This is a genomic window from Pseudoalteromonas rubra, from assembly GCF_005887115.1.
GTDB classification, from domain to species: domain Bacteria; phylum Pseudomonadota; class Gammaproteobacteria; order Enterobacterales; family Alteromonadaceae; genus Pseudoalteromonas; species Pseudoalteromonas rubra_F.
Genome location: NZ_PNCJ01000018.1, coordinates 22,080 through 40,050, shown reverse-complemented (window position 1 = coordinate 40,050; position 17,971 = coordinate 22,080). Strand labels below are relative to the sequence as shown.

The following is a 17,971-nucleotide window of genomic DNA, read 5'->3' as shown; positions in this document are numbered from 1 at the left end:
GTATCTCCCCTTCGCGCGTCCTTGCGCTCACTGCCTCGCACTGCGAAGCATTGCTTCGGTTTCTCGTCACCCTCGCGTTCATTGCGCTGCGAAGCGGTGCTTCGGTCGCAATTCACCCCGCACTGGATGCGGGATCTATCAGCAGACCACGCCGTACGTATGACAAATACACCGAAACAAACCTATTCAACACCGAAAAAATGGTTTAAACAGCTCCCGTATCGCGTGCGGGATGACGACGGAGTTGTTGGCAAATGTCGTAGAGTAGGATGAGCTTGGAGTCGTTACTTATACCAATATCACTTAATACCTGTTCAATTTGACGGAGCAAATATGCCGCTAACTGTGTTAAAAAATTTCTCATTTAGAACCTTTACCTAAGGTATAAGTTCGCAAGTTTTTGCCTCGCCTACATGGATGTAGGTGCCTCAGCGATAGCAGGACGCGAGAGCGGTGTTATCGACCCTATTTTCTCGCCTCAAAATAGAACATTTAATTAAGCAAATTGGTATTAAAGACCACAACGTGAGTATGGATCGCACTCTGAGGAGACAATCATTATCAGACTCCAATCAATTCAATCAAAGTAAAGCCTGACTATATAAAATGAGTTGTCTACTCGATGCTTAAATACAGCTATTTAGTAGTCGTTAATTGCCGAGCAATTTGCTTTATATTTTTCCTGATAAGTGGCGTCAGACATAAGTTTTCTCACAGATTGATTAAATACCCTCGCATATTTTTCACTATGTTGATTTATCAATAGAAACCCCTGATTAAAAAAAGCCGGTTTTGGCTGTCTTACCAGGCGCTTCAGATCAGAGTCTGGTAGAGCTTTGGCGTATTCTCTCTCTGTTTGTTCATCCAAAATAATAATGTCTGTGCGTCGGCGTAGCAGGAATTGTAAGTTTTTGGTGGTATAGGTTGCTTCCATGACTTCAATCTCATGTTCTTTGATGGCTTGCCAAAGCAGATCCGGATAAGTCAGTCCTTTGTTTATTAGTAACCGATAGGGCTTGAGGTCGGCATAAGAGTTGAATTCGAATGCCAGAGTATCAAGATGATAAAAGTGAGATACTTCTGAGGTGATAGGAAAACTGGTATAGATGTACTCTGATGCCCGCTTTTCATTATAGTACCAGTAAGCGCTACCTATAAATTCAGTTTTTTTCCCCTCCTCATAGGCCCGCTGCCATGGCATAAACACAAACCTGACTCGGATCCCGTGCAAAGCAAATGCATCTCGGATAAGCTGAGCGGTACAGCCCTGATCCTCACGGTGCCTGTCTACGTATGGTGGCCATTGACCTGTTGTAATATGTACTGTCTCAGCTGCGGTAGTGAGACTAAAAACCAAAGCAAAAATAATGTATTTCACTGACAAGGCTCTAAAAACTGGGCTAAACAAAACTATAGCGCTTATTGTTGAATAAAACGAATAGGCCAACAAAAGCGATTAACCGAATGATTAGAACAAAAGGCTAAGTTGTGGAAAGTTTTTTAGATATTTATGAACGAGCATGCGCGCGAAAAGGCTCGAAAGATACGCTGGAGTCACTGCTTACGGAGCCATTGCCAAAAGCACAGCTGATAAAGCTACCCGATGATGTTTGGTTAGAAGAATTTACAAGAAAAATATTTCAAAGCGGTTTCTACTGGTCTGTGATCAATGCAAAGTGGCCCGGTTTTCGTGAAGTATTTTGGGACTTCTCGGTGGAAAAGCTATTGTATATGTCGCCTGAAATGTATGAACAGCGCGCTCAGGATGAGCGCATAGTACGTAACTACAAAAAAGTGCAGAGCGTTGCGCATAACTGTCAGATGATCCATGAGCTGGCACTGGAGCATGGCAAGTTTAGCACGCTCGTGGCGAACTGGCCGGAAGACAGCATTATAGAATTGTGGCTCTTGCTGAAAAAGCAGGGGAGTAGGCTGGGCGGCAATACAGGCCCCTATGCACTGAGGGCTGTTGGTAAAGATACATTTATTCTGAGCCGTGATGTTGAGGCTTATTTGAGAGCGCATGAGGTTATCTCTGGTGGGCTTCATAGTCTAAAGTCATTGCGAGCTGCTCAAGCCTTCTTCAATGAGCTACGTAGACAAAGTGGTTATTCGTTGCAAAAATTAAGTCAGCTCGTTGCATATAGCGTGGGTGACAATGTGGTAGGAGTTTCATCATGAGTGACTTTTTTTCCCGCTACACCGAGTTAGGTGAGGGTTACCTGGTGCCGCAGCAGCCTCAGCAGTTTGAACAGGCACAGCTATTACTAATCAATGCAGACTTACTGGCAGAGTTGGCTATGGATGTTGATCAGCAGCAGCTGCGAGACTATCTGGCTGGAGTATCCAAGGTTGATGATATCGAGCCGGTTGCAATGGCATATTGCGGTCACCAGTTTGGTCACTTTAATCCGCAGCTTGGTGATGGCCGAGCGCATCTAATCGCATCTTTTACTACAGCGCAGGGGCATACCTATGATATGCACCTGAAAGGCTCTGGTGCGACAGTATTCTCCCGTGGGGGGGATGGGTTGTGCGCGCTGGGTCCAGCAGTGAGAGAATACATCATGAGTCATGCCATGCGGGCGCTGGGGGTACCGACAACACAGTGCCTGGCAGTATTGTCGACCAATCAGCAGGTAATGAGGCAAGAGCGAGAGCCAGGTGCTGTTGTATGTCGCATTGCCAGAAGTCATATCCGGGTTGGGACATTTCAGTTGATGGCAATGAAAAAGGACGTTGATGCAATGCAGCAATTGGTGGAGCTTTGCATAGCAGATCAGTTTAATGACATCTCTTCAAATGGTGAGCAAAGAGTCTTCGACTTTTTTGAGCGTGTGTGTCTGCGCCAGTGTGCCTTGATCCTAAAGTGGATGCAGGTCGGTTTTATCCATGGTGTTATGAACACAGATAACACTCTGATTAACGGTGAAACCATTGATTATGGCCCCTGTGCAATGATGGAGTCTTTCTCATTTGATGCCGTGTTTAGCTCCATTGATCGTCAGGGACGCTATGCATTTGGTCAGCAACCGAATATCGCCAGTTGGAACTGTGGTCGTCTTGCTGAGTCGCTGATGCTGTTGGTGGATGACAAAGATGCCGCACTCGAGCGCTTTTCAGGTATCTTAAGCCAGTTTGCAGAAGAGTTTAATCAGGGCTATCAACAAATGTGGTCTAATAAGCTCGGGCTACTCAGCTGGCAGGGGTCTGATCAGACACTGTTAAGTGAACTTTTATCGCTTATGCAGCAAAACCAGCTTGATTACACCAATACCTTTGCAGCGCTTACCAACTCGTTGCAACCTACGCCACTTCCTAGTTACGTGATACCTGAGGCTTTGGCTGACTGGACAGGAAAATGGCGAAAACGAATTGGAGACGGCAACTTGTCTGCGGCACACGCTATCATGCAGTCGGCTAACCCAGCGATAATCCCGCGTAACGGTATGGTTGAACACTTCATTGGCGAGTTTAATCTCGCGAAGCATAGCGATGAATTTACACAATGGCTGAATGCACTCAAAACGCCTTATTTGTATCAGGCATATCCAGCGCAATGGTTGGCAAGCATGACTAATGAAAAAACTTATCAGACGTTTTGTGGTACTTAAACTATGAGTGAACAGACCGACCAGGCATTGACCTGGCAGGAAATAAAACGACAGATCCTCACGCATAAAACCCCGCTGATTTATGCCCACCTCATTGCATTGTGCGCTGCGTTAGTGAGTGTGCCTATCCCGTTGATGATGCCTCTGCTGGTTGATGAAGTACTACTGGCTCACCCTGGGGCGGCCGTTGACACCCTGAATGCCTTCCTACCCACGCAATGGCAAGACGCAACAGGCTATATTGTGTCAATCCTGGTCGCGGTGATGTGTATGAGACTCGCAGCACTGCTGTTGGGTGTTGCTCAGTCCAGGCAGTTTACTATTATCGGTAAGGATATATCCTATCGGATCCGCGAGAGGCTTCTGGTGCATTTAGCAAAAGTGCAGCTGAAGGAGTATGAAACACAGGGCGCAGCGGCGATCAGCTCTCGCTGTATTACAGACATTGAAACGCTTGATGGGTTTATCAGTCAAACTTTATCCCGTTTTTTAATTGGTATTTTAACGATTATAGGAACGGCCGTGGTGTTACTCTGGATTGACTGGGTGCTTGGATTGATCATTTTGACCCTGAATCCGGCTGTGATTTACTTTTCCCGGCAATTTGGCAAACGTGTCAAGGATCTTAAAAAGCGTCAAAACAATGCATTTGAAGCGTTTCAGAGTGCACTGGTCGACACCTTAGATGCCATTGCCCAGTTAAAAGCCATGCGGCGTGAGCAAAGCTATTTTGATACCGTTGTGGATGCTGCAAAGTCATTGCGTCATCACTCTGTGCAATCACAATGGAAGACCGATGCGGTCAATCGCTTGAGCTTTACAGTATTCTTATTAGGCTTTGAGGTGTTTCGCGCCATTGCTATGCTGATGGTGGTTTTTTCCGACCTGACCGTTGGCCAGATTTTTGCTGTGTTTGGTTACTTGTGGTTTATGATGGGGCCGGTGCAGGAAATACTCAGTATTCAGTATGCTTACTATGGTGCCACCGCTGCACTACAACGTCTCAATCAGGTTCTGGCATTTGACACTGAGCCTTATCAGGTAGTAGACAGCAAGGTGTTTCAACAGCCTAATATTCGCATAGATTTTAGGCATGTCAGCTTTGCTTATCAGGATGGTTTGCCGGTACTCAATGATGTCTCTCTGACTTTACCTAGTGGCAAAAAAACGGCTTTGGTGGCGGTGTCTGGTGGAGGTAAATCAACCGTCGTCCAGTTACTGTTGGGACTATACCAGAAGCAGGCTGGGGATATTTTGATTAATGATATACCTGTCGAAAAAGTGGGCTTTCATGCTGTTCGAGAGCATGTTGTCACTGTGCTTCAGCAGCCGATACTGTTTAATGCCAGTATTCGGGAAAACTTGGCCATGGGTAAACCGTGTGATGATGAGCAATTATGGCATGCCTTAAAGGTGGCCGAACTTGCTCAGACCGTCACAGAAATGCCACAACAGCTAGATACTGTGGTAGGTAGAAATGGCGTACGCCTGTCGGGAGGTCAAAAACAACGGTTGGCGATTGCACGTATGGTTGCGGCTGATCCTAAAGTGGTGATACTGGATGAAGCGACTTCAGCCTTGGACGTCGAGACAGAGGCGAAAATCCACCGAAATCTAAATACCTTCTTATCTGGCAGAACCACACTCATCATTGCACACCGTCTGAGTGCGATTCGTCAGGCAGATCAAATCTATGTATTGGATGATGGAGTGGTAAGTCAGGCTGGTGATCATCTCAGTCTGGTTGCAGAGCAAGGTCTTTACAGAGTGTTATTTGGTCATCAGAGCTGAATGTAAAATTAACAAAAAATTCCTATCTGGTGTTAAGTAAATATTAAGACATCATCTACTATTATTACTGCAAATGTCAGATTGCACTATTATTTTACAGAGGGAAGGATGATGAAACTAAGAATGCTAAGCGTTGTTGTATCAGCTTTAATTGCAACTGGAGCGCAGGCCGATGATCATAAAGAAGGCGTTTATTTGGGCGTCTTTGGCGACTACTATAATGCAGAGTGGGAAAATAGCCGAGATGCTGCAGGTGTGACGGTGGATGACTCTACAGGCTGGGGGGCTGAGCTGGGTTACCGTTTCAGTAAGTACTGGAGTGGCCGAATTGAATATGCAGACATGGATTTTGATCTGTCTGGCGTCCGTAGCGATTCTGTCGATGGTGACAGAATCGGCGTTGATGCTCTGTATCACTTCAACGGTGGTCCGTTTTACGCGCTGGCGGGTCTAAAATCAATAGATGTATTTGATAGTAATACCTTTGTGAATGTGGGGGCAGGATACCGCCACCACTTCAGCGATAACTTTGCGGCCAACTTTGAGACAGCGATTTATCAGGGTATTGATCGCGGTTACACGGATGTTGGTGCCAAGCTGGGGATTAATTATTTCTTTGGTAGCTCTGGCCACAGTAAGCCAGTTGAGCCAGCTCCTGCTCCGCAGCCCGAGCCTGCGGTGGTGGTTGCGGCACCTGTCGATAGCGACAAAGACGGCATTTATGACATGGATGATCAGTGTGCTAACACACCAATGAGTGATGCCGTCGATGCGACGGGCTGTACATTGTATGAAGACAAAGAAGTGACGGTCAGTCTGCTGGTGCGTTTCCCAAACAATAACTCTAGTGTGTCTCAGCAGTATCTGGACGACATTCAGGCTGTGGTGCGTTTTCTGAATGAGCACCCAGAAACAACGGTGGTGCTTGAAGGTCATACATCCGCGGTAGGTAAAGCCGAGTACAACAAATGGTTGTCTAAGAAGCGTGCGGATGCCGTGGCAAAACAGCTAGTAGAGAAAGGCATTGATGAAATGCGTATCACAACGGTTGGCTTTGGTGAAGAGCGCCTGAAAAACATGGGGGATTCTGCACAAGCTCATGCTGAAAACCGCCGTGTGGAAGCAAAAGTGAAATCAATTGAACGCGTCAAAGTTCAACGTTAATCACGTTTGAATAAAGATAGCCCGGCAAGATCCGGGCTTTTTTGTGTCTGATTTATATCCATTTCACTTAATATTTGCGCTTACTTCTATTCATGAATGAACTTTTTTTCATTTAACTCATTCATGGCATTTATAGTGAGTATAAGGCGACTAAGTGGTCGTTTGATTTTCATCTATACTCTAAGACCTTATAATCAATCATCATATTTTATGGTTAAGTAAAATTATTGGTGCTGTTTGGCACCTACATTTAACTATCCGTTCACGTCACCAAGAGGGCAAAACAGTGCTTCAAGAATATCGTAAACATGTTGAGGAGCGCGCGGCACAAGGGATCGTCCCTAAACCGCTCGATGCGCAGCAAACGGCAGAACTGATCGAATTATTGAAAACACCACCGGCAGGTGAAGAAGAATTTATCGTTGATCTATTCATCAATCGCGTACCACCTGGGGTGGACGACGCTGCATACGTAAAAGCGGGATTTTTGGCCGCTATCACAAAAGGTGAAGCAGAGTCGGCATTGATTTCAAAAGCTTATGCAGCCGAACTGTTGGGCACCATGCTGGGCGGATACAATATTGCGCCTATGATAGATCTTCTGGATGACGATGAACTGGCTCCTATTGCGGTTAAAGGGTTATCTCATACCTTGCTGATGTTTGATGCATTTTATGATGTTGAAGAAAAAGCGAAAGCAGGTAATGTCTTTGCCAAGCAAGTGATTGAATCCTGGGCAAACGCTGAGTGGTTTTTGGAAAAGCCAGCAGTTGCAGAAAAAATTTCCGTGACAGTATTTAAAGTCACCGGCGAGACAAATACTGATGACTTATCACCGGCACCCGATGCCTGGTCACGGCCAGATATTCCATTACATGCATTGGCGATGTTGAAAAATGAACGTGATGGTATTAATCCAGACAAGCCAGGCGAAGTTGGCCCGGTGGACCAGCTGGAAGCCTTGAAACAACAGGGCTTACCATTGGCGTATGTCGGTGACGTTGTAGGCACTGGTTCTTCACGTAAATCGGCGACAAACTCAGTACTGTGGTTTATGGGTGACGACATTCCGTTTGTACCGAACAAGCGAGTGGGTGGTGTTTGCCTTGGCGGTAAGATTGCACCTATATTCTTTAATACTATGGAAGATTCAGGCGCCTTACCGATTGAATTGCCTGTTGATGATTTAAATATGGGTGATCAGATTGACATCTACCCATATGAGGGCGTTGTGAAGCGCCACGGCAGCAATGAGGTAATCACCACATTTAGCCTGAAATCAGACGTGATTTTGGATGAAGTGCGTGCCGGAGGCCGAATCCCGTTGATCATTGGTCGTGGTTTGACGGATAAAGCACGTCAGTCGTTGGGCATGGAGCAGGAAGAGATATTCTGTAAACCGAAATTAATCCAGGATTCAGGCAAGGGCTTCACATTAGCTCAGAAAATGGTGGGTCGTGCCTGCAATATGCCTGGTGTGCGTCCCGGACAATATTGTGAGCCTACAATGACTACGGTCGGTTCACAGGATACCACAGGGCCTATGACTCGGGACGAACTGAAAGATTTGGCCTGTCTTGGCTTCTCTGCCGATCTGACAATGCAGTCGTTCTGCCACACTTCAGCTTACCCCAAGCCTATCGATGTGAATACGCATCATACTTTGCCTGATTTTATTATGAACCGCGGCGGTGTGTCATTGCGCCCGGGTGACGGTGTTATTCACTCCTGGCTCAATCGAATGTTGTTACCAGATACAGTAGGCACAGGTGGTGACTCTCATACACGCTTCCCGTTGGGTATATCGTTTCCGGCTGGGTCCGGTGCCGTGGCCTTTGCCGCAGCAACCGGTGTGATGCCACTGGATATGCCAGAGTCAGTATTGGTTCGTTTTAAAGGTCAGATGCAGCCTGGCATTACGTTACGTGATTTGGTTCATGCGATTCCTTATTATGCCATTCAGCAAGGCCTGTTGACGGTTGAGAAGAAAGGTAAAATCAATGAGTTTTCAGGTCGCATCCTGGAAATAGAAGGGGTCGAGCACCTGACTGTTGAACAGGCATTTGAACTATCTGACGCGTCGGCTGAACGTTCAGCAGCGGGCTGTACGGTGAAGTTGTCACAGGAGTCCATCGAAGAGTATCTGAACTCCAATATCGTCATGTTAAAGTGGATGATTTCAGAGGGATATGGCGATGTTAGGACGATAGAGCGCCGTATTACTAAAATGGAAGAGTGGCTGGCCAATCCTGAACTGATGACGGCGGATGCTGATGCTGAATACGCGCATACAATTGAGATTGATCTGGCAGAAATTAAAGAGCCTATCTTGTGCGCACCGAATGATCCGGATGATGCACGTTTACTATCAGAGGTCACTGGCGAGAAAGTCGACGAAGTCTTTATAGGCTCTTGTATGACCAACATAGGCCACTTCAGGGCTGCGGGTAAGTTACTGGATAACTTTGGTGGCCGATTACCCACTCAACTATGGGTGGCGCCTCCGACAAAAATGGACAGGGATCAGCTGACGGACGAAGGCTATTATGGGATTTATGGGCGTGTTGGTGCGCGTATCGAAACGCCGGGGTGCTCTTTGTGTATGGGTAACCAGGCTCGGGTGGCAGACAAAGCTACTGTGGTGTCCACGTCGACCCGTAATTTCCCCAACCGCTTAGGGACAGGTGCCAATGTTTATCTGGCGTCGGCAGAACTGGCCGCCGTGGCAGCGATTATGGGTAAATTACCGACCCCCGCGGAGTATCAGGAATATGCCGAGCGGATCAACGCCACTGCAGCTGATACTTATCGCTATCTGAACTTCCACAAAATGCCTCATTACACCAAAAAGGCGGACAGTGTGATTATTCAGCAGGCCGTGTAAGGATTATCGATGAGAAAAAGCCAGCCTAGTGCTGGCTTTTTTGGGTTTATGGGTCACACTGATGCCACTGACGCATATCAAAAAACCTCTCATTAATCTCAGTGTTAAGTAGTTTTATTTATATAATTCAAATTCTTGCAGGTGTTTTATTGATTGGGCAGGGCGCCTTGACTATCCAGTGTGCTGGATTAAAATTGTACAATGATGTAAGAAATTGTGACCAGGGATCGTTACATGCTCCTTGTGTTGCGTTCACGTACACTCTGCGCAAGGTCTAACTCTATGAATAAAGTGTTCATCATGGCGTGCTGTTTAGCAACAGGCACAGCTGCCGCTGCACCTAACCCCTCTTATAGTGAAATCCGGCTTGGCTTTGAATCCATTGATTATAGTGAAGCGCTCAATGATTTGAGCGGGTTGGGTCGTCTTACTCAGGATGCGACTGTTAGAAACCCGACTATCCGGCAACTTTCATATTCTGGCATCAACGATGATTGGGGGGTCTATATCGGGACGGCTGCAACGATATACCCAGGCCTGGATACAGAGACCTGGTATGTGCATGATTTTACGGACCCCAACGACAGCTCAGTGATACATCAATTTGGCGCCGTACAGCTCAACGATTTTAAAGTTAAGTCTAACGAAATTGCGATGAGTGCCGCCTACAATATGACGCGGGCACTACAAGTGACTATGGGTGGGCGGGTATTTACAACTAGCTTCACTCGCTCGGATTTTCAGTTTGCACAGCCCGGTGCAGGTCAGTTTGATCAGGTTTTACAGTCAGCGCCACGTGGTGAAAATGACCCGGTAGCCCGTTTTAATTTACCCGGGCAAAACAACATTGGTACGGGAGATTTAGAAGGCCTGCCAGGTAACTTGCAAACTGTGGTGTCAACGACCGAAGATCAAATGAGTATTATTGCAGCCGTTGGAGTCAGGTATGACAGCAAGTTGAAGAATACCGCTAATAAATTCAGCTGGTATGCCGATGCTGAAATTACGCTCCCAGTGTATACTCGTGTGCAAAATACCCGCACCATAGAAAAAACACTCAGCGAAACGTTTAACGGTTGGGGCATTCAGGGCCGTGCGGGTGTTCGTTATCAGGTCTTTAAAACCATTGCCGTGATGGCGGGGGTGGATGTGTCCTATAAGGAACGTGATGCAATCTCAGAATCAGATGGCAGTCGACGCACTGTGCCTGATATCGAATATACTAATGTGTCTTTTTCAGCTGGATTACAGTGGAGCTATTAATGTACAAACAAAGCAGTATCGCCTTATTACTGGTAGTAACCTTGTTAGGCGGGTGTAAAACGCTCGATTCAGTGAGTAATATCGTTAGCGGTGACAGCGCCACACCTGAGCAGATCCAGGCTGCTTACAGTAAAGCGGAGGCTGCTTATCAGGAAGCTCAGCAGGCAGTAGCCTTAGCCGAGCAAGAATTTCTGATTGAGTATGACAGCGAACGTACATCCAAAGCAAACAAGCTGTGGCAATCTCTGCGGCAAGATTTTGCTGAGCTGCGTGCGAACCCCGGTGAGTCTCTCGAAAGTGCCTCGCTTTTTTCATCTGATACAAAAGCTGATGAGGTGATGGCAAACAGTCAGGAAATCGTGAGCTTGCTTACAGCTGCACAAAGCGCAAAGCAAGCAATCGTGAGCGTGCTCGAGCCGGTCCGTTCGCATTTTGCTGTACTCGATAAGTTAGAAACCCAACGCCATTTTGCGCGCCGCTACGAGCGTGCGCAAAGTCGACACCTTGAATTCAAGGGAATGCTGGTGGCGGGTAAGCGTGCACAGGTTGAAGAGAATTTGCCTGAATTTCAGTCTCAGCTTCATGCATTAGAGCAGGATGCTGCTGAGCACTACTTTTTGGGTAAAGTACTTGAAGATGTGAAACGATTAGCAAGCTCAGACAAGGCCGAGGTTTTACCTACAGTTTATCAGGATGTCAAAACCAAGACAGAGTCGGCGCGGGGGGTTATTCGTCAAAATGTGAGAGCTTACGACGACATAAAACACACTGTGAACCTGGCTGAGTTACAGATTAAAAGACTGGAGCAGCTTTTTTCTGAGCATCTGAGGAGAAAAACCGCCGTAGAAGATAAACGTGTCGAAACGCACTTATTGGCACTCGAAACTCAGCTTTTCCAATTGACGCAAAAGGCTGGCTTAGGAGATTTACGCCACCTGAGCTTTAGTGAACAATTAGAAGCAATTAACGATAAGCTGTAGTCTTATAGCCTGAAGGTTGGCCGATTGGGGTAGCTGCGAAAAAGCAAATACTGCACCTGATATCCAACCTCAGTTCTATCATTAGCAAATTTGCGCATTGTGAGTCGAAAAGTCCTTTCTCTGTGCTTAGTATGGCAGAGATGCTCGTTCAAAAGACACAATGTTGCTTTACCCTGTATGTCGGTTAAATTCGTTACAGGAGGAAGTGTGGGTCGCGTTTTTGTATTCAACAAACAAAGAACTTGCTATATCTGTATTTTTGATTTAAAAAATTGCAAAAAACAGGCTAATTATTCTTTTAAACCGACTAAATAAACAGATTCAAAATCACAATTTCCTCAAAAATGGATTAAGATCTCCGCCAAATTGTCATCCCTAGGCGAGAGCAAAATGACCGCAGTAAACAACCAGAATTTGCTACAACTTCGTTTTATTCAACAAGCACAGATCGATGCGGTTAAACCTTCGTTTAACCGGCTGCCAGACAACCCTTATGCGGACGGCGCATTCCGTAAACGCCGTTATTCCGTCGTGAAATTTGCCAATGGCGAGGTGGCATTGCAGCCGACCAAAGCCTTTGTGCAGGACGACTCAATTAACACCTTTCAGGGCAATGTTGAGCGCGTATATGAAAACCTGGAAGATGAGCTGATCCACAGTGATGGTTTTAAACACCTGCTGAATGAGTTTAAAGCTATGACAGGTATTAGCGATGAACGTGATATCGAAGTACACCAGTTCCGTATGCTGGCCATTGAAAGCGATACGCCGCCAGCACCGGAAGGCGTGCATCAGGATGGCTTTGACCATGTCTGTGTGTGTGGCGTCTCTCACGAAAATATCGCTGGCGGTGAGTTGCTGGTGTACGAACACAAAGAAGCAGAGCCATGCTTCAAGATGGAGATCAAAGATGGCCTGTTCGCTTTGGTCAATGACCGTGAGGTGTGGCACAACGCGACACCAATGAATAAGTTGGATGCAACGCAGACAGGATACCTGGACTGCTTCGTGTTTACCGCGTAAGAGGCTGCTATGAACCTGAATCAAGTGCGTCGCCAGTTTCCTGCGCTAATGCAGCAAGTGGCTGGTCATTCACCTATTTTCCTCGATGGTCCGGGTGGATCACAAGTTCCTCAGTCGGTCCTGAGTGCCATGTCTGCTTATCTGGGTTACTTTAACTCAAACCTCGGTGGGGCATTTTTCTCCAGCGATAAGACTGTTGAGCTGATGAATAGTGCCCGCCAGGCTGTGGCAGATCTGCTTAACGCTCCGGCCAAAGAGCAGATCGTGTTTGGTGCTAACATGACCAGCCTGACCTTTAGTTTCAGTCGTGCAATTTCTCGCGACTGGCAGCCGGGTGATGAAGTGATTGTCACTAACGCCGATCATTTCTCGAACGTATCATCATGGCGTCAGGCCGCTGAAGACAAAGGCGCCAGTGTTCATGCGGTTAAGGTGAATGAGGCTGATTGCACGCTGGATATGGACCACTTCCGCAGTTTGCTTAGTAACAAGACTAAGCTGGTGGCGGTGACCTATGCGTCTAATACGACAGGCTCAATTAACGACATTAAACAGATAGTTGAACTGGCGCGCCAATTTGGTGCCTTAGTGTATGTCGATGCGGTACATTATGCACCGCATGAACTTATTGATGTGCAGGCGCTGGATTGTGATTTCCTGGCTTGTTCTGTGTATAAGTTTTTTGGTCCTCATGTGGGCGTGGTATACGGTAAAATGGCGCACCTTGCTGGCTTTAGACCTTATAAAGTTGAACCGGCAAAAGACGTTGTGCCAGGTCGCTGGGAAACCGGGACACAGAGCTTTGAAGGTCTGGCTGGGGTTGTCGCGGCTATCGACTACATTGCATCATTAAGCGGACTACCTGAAGATACCCCACGACGTGAGCGTTTAGGCGTGGCTTTTGCCAAGACTAAAGCCCATGAAATGGCGTTGAGTGAGCACTTTTTGTCACGCTTGCAGGCATTCCCGCAGATCCGCTTGTTTGGTATCTCAGACACCACTCGTCTGGCAGAGCGCACACCCACCTTTGCATTGACCTTTGATGGCATTGCACCGCGTACTGTATCCGAGTACTTGGGCAAGCAGCATATTTGTGTCTGGGACGGTAACTTCTACGCGCAGGGCTTATGTGAGCAGCTGGGTGTGATGGAGCGTGGCGGTGTGGTGCGTATTGGGTGTATGCACTACAACACCATCGAAGAACTGGACATTTTGTTCGGACACTTCGAAACGTTGCTGGCACAGTAACGCTGAAAAGGCGCTCTCCGGCGCCTTTTTAGATCTGCTATAGGTGGTCTTCAATATAATGGTTGAGTTGACTGATTCGCGCACTCATCCCGTCAATGATCTTATCTTTGATTTTTTCTCTGATCACATTGGGCAGCCGAGTCAGTGCATCGGGTGTGATTGCCAGTAAAATGGTGTCTTTGGTTGCCTGTGCACTGGTACTGCGCTCTCGGTGGGTAATGAACGCCCCTTCTCCGAGGAATTCACCCGGACCGACTTTGCCAATCGCATGATGCTGATCTTGAGTGTAGATTGACAGCTCTCCACTGAGGACAATGTAGAGTCGGTTATCTTTGTCAAAGCGTCGAAATGCATGCCTGTCTTTACTGACCAGGTACAGGTGACTAAAGGACTCCAGCAGTACCTGACGTTCAGACAGGGTAAACTCTTTAAAGAAGGCCAGCCTATTGAGAATTTCCAACTGTTTGATGAGTGGAATATGCTCCAGTAATTTCATGATATAAAGCAAGTTCGATCAATATGACTGCATAGTGCTTGCTTTTTACAATGGGGTCAAGGGAGAAGCAGGTGCAGACACTGCCGGGCTTTCGCTCGGCAGTCGGGTACGTATTTAGCAGCCCGGATCATACGGAGAGGTTGGGCAAGTCAGCCCCTTGTATGTCATACATCCCGGGTTGTAAGGTGAGCTGGCGTACATACCACCAGCGGCTTGTGGGGTCAGCTCCTGAGCTAATGGCGTTTTGTTGTTCAAACGTTTGAGCGATTTTTTCTGTAATCTGATTTTCATGGTCGTTCCTTAAATGTTGTATTTCGTTCTTTTAGTGTGCTGAGGCACGTATTAAAAAGTACGGTTTCTAGCTTTCAGGAACAAGTGATGTTTTTTCATACAGCGACCAGGGCGCTCAGGTAAAGTTGCGCTCTTTCAGCTTTCTAGTCAAGGTGTTACGTCCCCAGCCGATTTTCAGAGCGGCTTCTTGTTTGTGACCGTGGCACACGGCCAGTGCTGTTTTTATCAATCTGGTTTCGAGTTGTGCCTGAACCTGAGGCCAAATGTCTTCTTTTCCCTGGTGCAGTTCCTGCTCTAGCCAGTGCTGGAAGGCATCCAGCCAGTCACCCTCAATGGCATCTGTTGAGCTAAGTTGAACAGGTTGGTTCAACTCTTCTGGCAGGTCAGCGACATTGATAACATCGCCTGGTGCCATCACCGTTAGCCAGCGGCAGCTGTTTTCAAGCTGACGCACATTACCGGGCCAGTGAAATGCCTGCATTACGTTGAGTGCCTCTTGGGTCAATACCTTACTGGGTACCTTCAACTCTTTTGCACTGCGAGCCAGAAAGTTCTCGCTTAATTTGGCAATATCTTCACGACGCTCTCGCAACGGAGGAAGCTTCAGCCTGACAACATTCAGACGATGGAACAAGTCCTCACGAAATTCGCCTTGTTCAACCAGCCGCTCCAGATCCTGATGTGTTGCAGCAATGATCCGCACATCCACCTTCACACTGTGATGACCACCGACACGATAGAACTCACCATCAGCCAGCACCCGCAATAACCGGGTTTGTACATCCAGTGGCATATCGCCTATCTCATCCAGAAACAAGGTGCCACCATTGGCTTGTTCAAACCGTCCACGGCGAATGCTGTCAGCACCGGTAAAGGCGCCTTTTTCGTGGCCAAACAGCTCAGATTCAACTAAGTCTTTGGGGATGGCGGCCATGTTGAGCGCAATAAATGGCTGTTCCTTACGCGGGCTATGATTGTGCAAAGCTCCTGCGACCAGCTCCTTACCTGTACCGGATTCTCCGTTAATCAGCACGCTCATGCTAGAGACAGACAATTTACCTATGGCGCGGAAAACTTCCTGCATGGCCGGCGCTTCTCCGATAATATCGGGTTGTTTGGCATTGCTGCTGGGTCGTCTGGCTTTATTATTTTGTGAGCTTGCCTGATAGGCGCGTTCTACCAGAGAGACGGCTTCATCAAGATCGAATGGTTTGGCCAGATACTCAAAGGCCCCTTTTTGGAAGGCGTTGACAGCGGAATCCAGATCGGAATGGGCAGTCATTATGATGACCGGCAGATTTGGGTGTTGTTCGGCTATTTCTTCGAGTAGTGCCATACCGTCTATGCCTGGCATTCTGACGTCTGAGATCAGCACCGCAGGTTGATCATAGGTCAGTGCGGTGAGCACATCCTGGCCGTTGGAGAAACTCTCTGTTTGAAAGTCCGCTCGGGCCAGCGCTTTTTCCAAGACAAAGCGAATAGAGGCGTCATCATCGACAAGCCAAACATTTTTCATTGTGTGATCCCACTTCTCATAATTAGTTACCGCGCACCTTTGTCTGCGATGCGTTTATGCGTCAAATGGCAGGTAGATAGCAAACTCCGTATGTCCGGGCCAGCTGTCACAATCGATAAAGCCGTGGTGCTGTTCAACCAGAGTTTGCGCAATGGATAAACCCAACCCCGAGCCACCTTCCTTATTGGTCACCATTGGGTAGAACAGGGTTGCCTGCATTTCTTGCGCAATACCCGGGCCATTGTCTGTCACCCGGATCTGTAAGGCTTTCTTCATTAACTGCTTACCACGTCTGATGCGATGACGGATCCGAGTTGATACTTTAATCTCACCATGCTCACCCAGTGCCTGTTGTGCATTGCGAACAATGTTTAAAACCACCTGTTGGATCTTGGCTTCATCCATGACCACGTCCGGGATACTGGGGTCATAATCTTTTACCAATCGGATCCCTGGTTCCCCGTCGAGCTCGCTGAGACGGAGCACCGACTCCAGCATACGGTGAACATTACAGGGCTCTTTTCTGGGTAATTCATTGGGCCCCAGTAAACGGTCGACCAGTTCGGTCAAACGGTCGGCTTGTTCGATGATCAGCTCGGCGCACTCGTCCCGCTCTTCCTGCTGAACTTCATACTGCAATAATTGCGCCGCTCCTCTGATCCCACCTAATGGATTTTTTATCTCATGTGCCAGCCCCCGGATCAGATTTCTGGCAGCCTGATATTGATGGGCTTGATTAAAGGCCTGATCAAAGCGCAGCTCTTCGTCAATACGGCGGCATTCCAGTTGAATATACGCACGACCCTGAAGCATAAAGCGGCGTGCGAACAGGTTCAGTGTACTGGCGCGATTGTCGATGAAGACCACGTCGACCTTGTGTTGTTGGCAGTCGACGCCATCATCCAGGACGTAACGCTGAAGCCGTTTCATATCGATCATATGATGATGAAAAATGGTTTCGAAAGGTTGGTTTAACAGCCGCTTATTACCTAGCCCCAGCAGTTCACTGGCGCTGTTATTGGCAAAATAAATGGTCAGATCTTCGGTTAATAAGATCACCGCGGTAGATAAATTTTGCCATAACTCGTGTATCAGTTCAGAGGAGGGTTGTGCCATATTGGATCGCCTTGCACCAAGTTGGTGCACTGCAGATTAGCACACCTGTTATTATAATCAACGGTTGAGCAGACTGGCGCGATGCAGGAAAAAGGTGGTTACTGCACTTTGAGCAACTAGCATGCCTTTGTCATTAAATACTTTCATTTGCAATTTGTGTTCCCCCCTGGGCACATCTCGTAAAGCAAAAGAAGCAGTGGTCTGTTTAGGGCCGGTCGCCTTGCCATTCAAAAAGAGTTGCACCTGAAAGCCATTGGCAAAGCGAGGCGTCACTAAGCCATTCACATAAACGCTGCCACTATTTTCTCGTAGTGTTTGCTGGTCGCTTGGTGCGGTAATCTTTGCCTGATAGGTTACAGTAGGTGTTGCCGGATTGGGGGTCAGAATACTGGTATCTGTGGCTGGCATGGTGAGCATATTAGTGCTCAGCTTGACTTTTTCAGAGCCTTTTTTAGGTACGTCCGAGTAGACCCAGTTGCCGTTTTTGTCTTTCCAGCGATAAACTTTTTGATCTGATACAGCGCTACCGCTGTACACCAAACATAGAATCACCCAATAAAGCCGCAACACAATTTCACCCTGCTT

The 17,971-nt window shown here is 47.4% G+C and carries 16 protein-coding genes; 10 read left to right on the top strand and 6 right to left on the bottom strand.

Going from position 1 to position 17,971, the window contains the following annotated elements; genetic code table 11:
- On the top strand, positions 1–209 hold a 209-nt coding region (locus CWB98_RS24250), incomplete at its 5' end, for a hypothetical protein (RefSeq protein ID WP_212751137.1).
- Positions 210–640: 431 nt separating this feature from the next.
- Here CWB98_RS24250 and CWB98_RS14220 read toward each other — a convergent pair.
- Positions 641–1,378, bottom strand: coding sequence for a substrate-binding periplasmic protein (locus CWB98_RS14220; protein WP_138545460.1), 738 nt, complete (start codon positions 1,376–1,378; stop codon positions 641–643).
- A 110-nt stretch (positions 1,379–1,488) separates the two neighbouring features.
- Between CWB98_RS14220 and CWB98_RS14215 the strand changes: the two genes are divergently transcribed.
- The 9 genes from CWB98_RS14215 (at position 1,489) to CWB98_RS14175 (ending at position 13,967) form a co-directional block, all read left to right on the top strand.
- The gene (locus CWB98_RS14215) at positions 1,489–2,181 is read left to right on the top strand and encodes a DNA-3-methyladenine glycosylase I (protein WP_138545459.1); all 693 of its coding nucleotides are present in this window, start codon (positions 1,489–1,491) and stop codon (positions 2,179–2,181) included.
- The gene (locus CWB98_RS14210) at positions 2,178–3,614 is read left to right on the top strand and encodes a protein adenylyltransferase SelO (RefSeq protein ID WP_138545458.1); all 1,437 of its coding nucleotides are present in this window, start codon (positions 2,178–2,180) and stop codon (positions 3,612–3,614) included. Before CWB98_RS14215 ends, CWB98_RS14210 begins: the two co-directional genes overlap by 4 nt.
- Positions 3,615–3,617: 3 nt before the next feature.
- Positions 3,618–5,405: an ABC transporter ATP-binding protein gene (locus CWB98_RS14205; protein WP_138545457.1), complete on the top strand. Its 1,788-nt coding sequence runs from the start codon at positions 3,618–3,620 to the stop codon at positions 5,403–5,405.
- 111 nt (positions 5,406–5,516) lie between these two features.
- Positions 5,517–6,569: an OmpA family protein gene (locus CWB98_RS14200; RefSeq protein WP_138545462.1), complete on the top strand. Its 1,053-nt coding sequence runs from the start codon at positions 5,517–5,519 to the stop codon at positions 6,567–6,569.
- A gap of 286 nt (positions 6,570–6,855) precedes the next feature.
- Complete coding sequence (gene acnB, locus CWB98_RS14195) at positions 6,856–9,453, top strand: bifunctional aconitate hydratase 2/2-methylisocitrate dehydratase (protein WP_138545456.1); 2,598 nt, start codon at positions 6,856–6,858, stop codon at positions 9,451–9,453.
- A gap of 282 nt (positions 9,454–9,735) precedes the next feature.
- Complete coding sequence (locus tag CWB98_RS14190) at positions 9,736–10,716, top strand: autotransporter outer membrane beta-barrel domain-containing protein (protein ID WP_138545455.1); 981 nt, start codon at positions 9,736–9,738, stop codon at positions 10,714–10,716.
- Positions 10,716–11,696 carry a hypothetical protein gene (locus tag CWB98_RS14185; RefSeq protein ID WP_138545454.1) on the top strand — a complete coding sequence of 327 codons (981 nt, stop codon included), beginning with the start codon at positions 10,716–10,718 and terminating at the stop codon, positions 11,694–11,696. Before CWB98_RS14190 ends, CWB98_RS14185 begins: the two co-directional genes overlap by 1 nt.
- 390 nt (positions 11,697–12,086) lie before the next feature.
- Positions 12,087–12,719 (top strand): 2OG-Fe dioxygenase family protein, encoded by a 633-nt coding sequence (locus CWB98_RS14180; RefSeq protein WP_138545453.1) that lies wholly within the window; start codon positions 12,087–12,089, stop codon positions 12,717–12,719.
- Between the two features lie 9 nt (positions 12,720–12,728).
- On the top strand, positions 12,729–13,967 hold the full coding sequence (locus CWB98_RS14175; protein WP_138545452.1) for a cysteine desulfurase-like protein: 1,239 nt from the start codon (positions 12,729–12,731) through the stop codon (positions 13,965–13,967).
- A 37-nt stretch (positions 13,968–14,004) separates the two neighbouring features.
- Here CWB98_RS14175 and CWB98_RS14170 read toward each other — a convergent pair whose 3' ends face one another.
- The 5 genes from CWB98_RS14170 to CWB98_RS14155 form a co-directional block, all read right to left on the bottom strand.
- Positions 14,005–14,463, bottom strand: a complete 459-nt coding sequence (locus CWB98_RS14170) for a cyclic nucleotide-binding domain-containing protein (RefSeq protein ID WP_054017003.1) — start codon at positions 14,461–14,463, stop codon at positions 14,005–14,007.
- Between the two features lie 114 nt (positions 14,464–14,577).
- Positions 14,578–14,754, bottom strand: a complete 177-nt coding sequence (locus CWB98_RS23965) for a hypothetical protein (protein ID WP_171045659.1) — start codon at positions 14,752–14,754, stop codon at positions 14,578–14,580.
- A 115-nt stretch (positions 14,755–14,869) separates the two neighbouring features.
- Positions 14,870–16,270: a nitrogen regulation protein NR(I) gene (gene ntrC, locus CWB98_RS14165; RefSeq protein WP_138545451.1), complete on the bottom strand. Its 1,401-nt coding sequence runs from the start codon at positions 16,268–16,270 to the stop codon at positions 14,870–14,872.
- 54 nt (positions 16,271–16,324) lie between these two features.
- On the bottom strand, positions 16,325–17,386 hold the full coding sequence (gene glnL / locus CWB98_RS14160; protein ID WP_138545450.1) for a nitrogen regulation protein NR(II): 1,062 nt from the start codon (positions 17,384–17,386) through the stop codon (positions 16,325–16,327).
- A gap of 57 nt (positions 17,387–17,443) precedes the next feature.
- Complete coding sequence (locus tag CWB98_RS14155; RefSeq protein ID WP_249364682.1) at positions 17,444–17,956, bottom strand: DUF4124 domain-containing protein; 513 nt, start codon at positions 17,954–17,956, stop codon at positions 17,444–17,446.
- Positions 17,957–17,971 lie beyond the last annotated feature (15 nt).

Excerpts from the sequence above, each read along its gene's own strand:
- CWB98_RS14210 (WP_138545458.1), top strand. The coding sequence starts at position 2,178 with ATGAGTGACTTTTTTTCCCGCTACACCGAGTTAGGTGAGGGTTACCTG.
- CWB98_RS14205 (WP_138545457.1), top strand. The coding sequence starts at position 3,618 with ATGAGTGAACAGACCGACCAGGCATTGACCTGGCAGGAAATAAAACGA.
- CWB98_RS14200 (WP_138545462.1), top strand. The coding sequence starts at position 5,517 with ATGAAACTAAGAATGCTAAGCGTTGTTGTATCAGCTTTAATTGCAACT.
- CWB98_RS14190 (WP_138545455.1), top strand. The coding sequence starts at position 9,736 with ATGAATAAAGTGTTCATCATGGCGTGCTGTTTAGCAACAGGCACAGCT.
- CWB98_RS14185 (WP_138545454.1), top strand. The coding sequence starts at position 10,716 with ATGTACAAACAAAGCAGTATCGCCTTATTACTGGTAGTAACCTTGTTA.
- CWB98_RS14180 (WP_138545453.1), top strand. The coding sequence starts at position 12,087 with ATGACCGCAGTAAACAACCAGAATTTGCTACAACTTCGTTTTATTCAA.
- CWB98_RS14175 (WP_138545452.1), top strand. The coding sequence starts at position 12,729 with ATGAACCTGAATCAAGTGCGTCGCCAGTTTCCTGCGCTAATGCAGCAA.
- CWB98_RS14170 (WP_054017003.1), bottom strand. The coding sequence starts at position 14,463 with ATGAAATTACTGGAGCATATTCCACTCATCAAACAGTTGGAAATTCTC.
- CWB98_RS23965 (WP_171045659.1), bottom strand. The coding sequence starts at position 14,754 with ATGAAAATCAGATTACAGAAAAAATCGCTCAAACGTTTGAACAACAAA.
- ntrC (WP_138545451.1), bottom strand. The coding sequence starts at position 16,270 with ATGAAAAATGTTTGGCTTGTCGATGATGACGCCTCTATTCGCTTTGTC.
- glnL (WP_138545450.1), bottom strand. The coding sequence starts at position 17,386 with ATGGCACAACCCTCCTCTGAACTGATACACGAGTTATGGCAAAATTTA.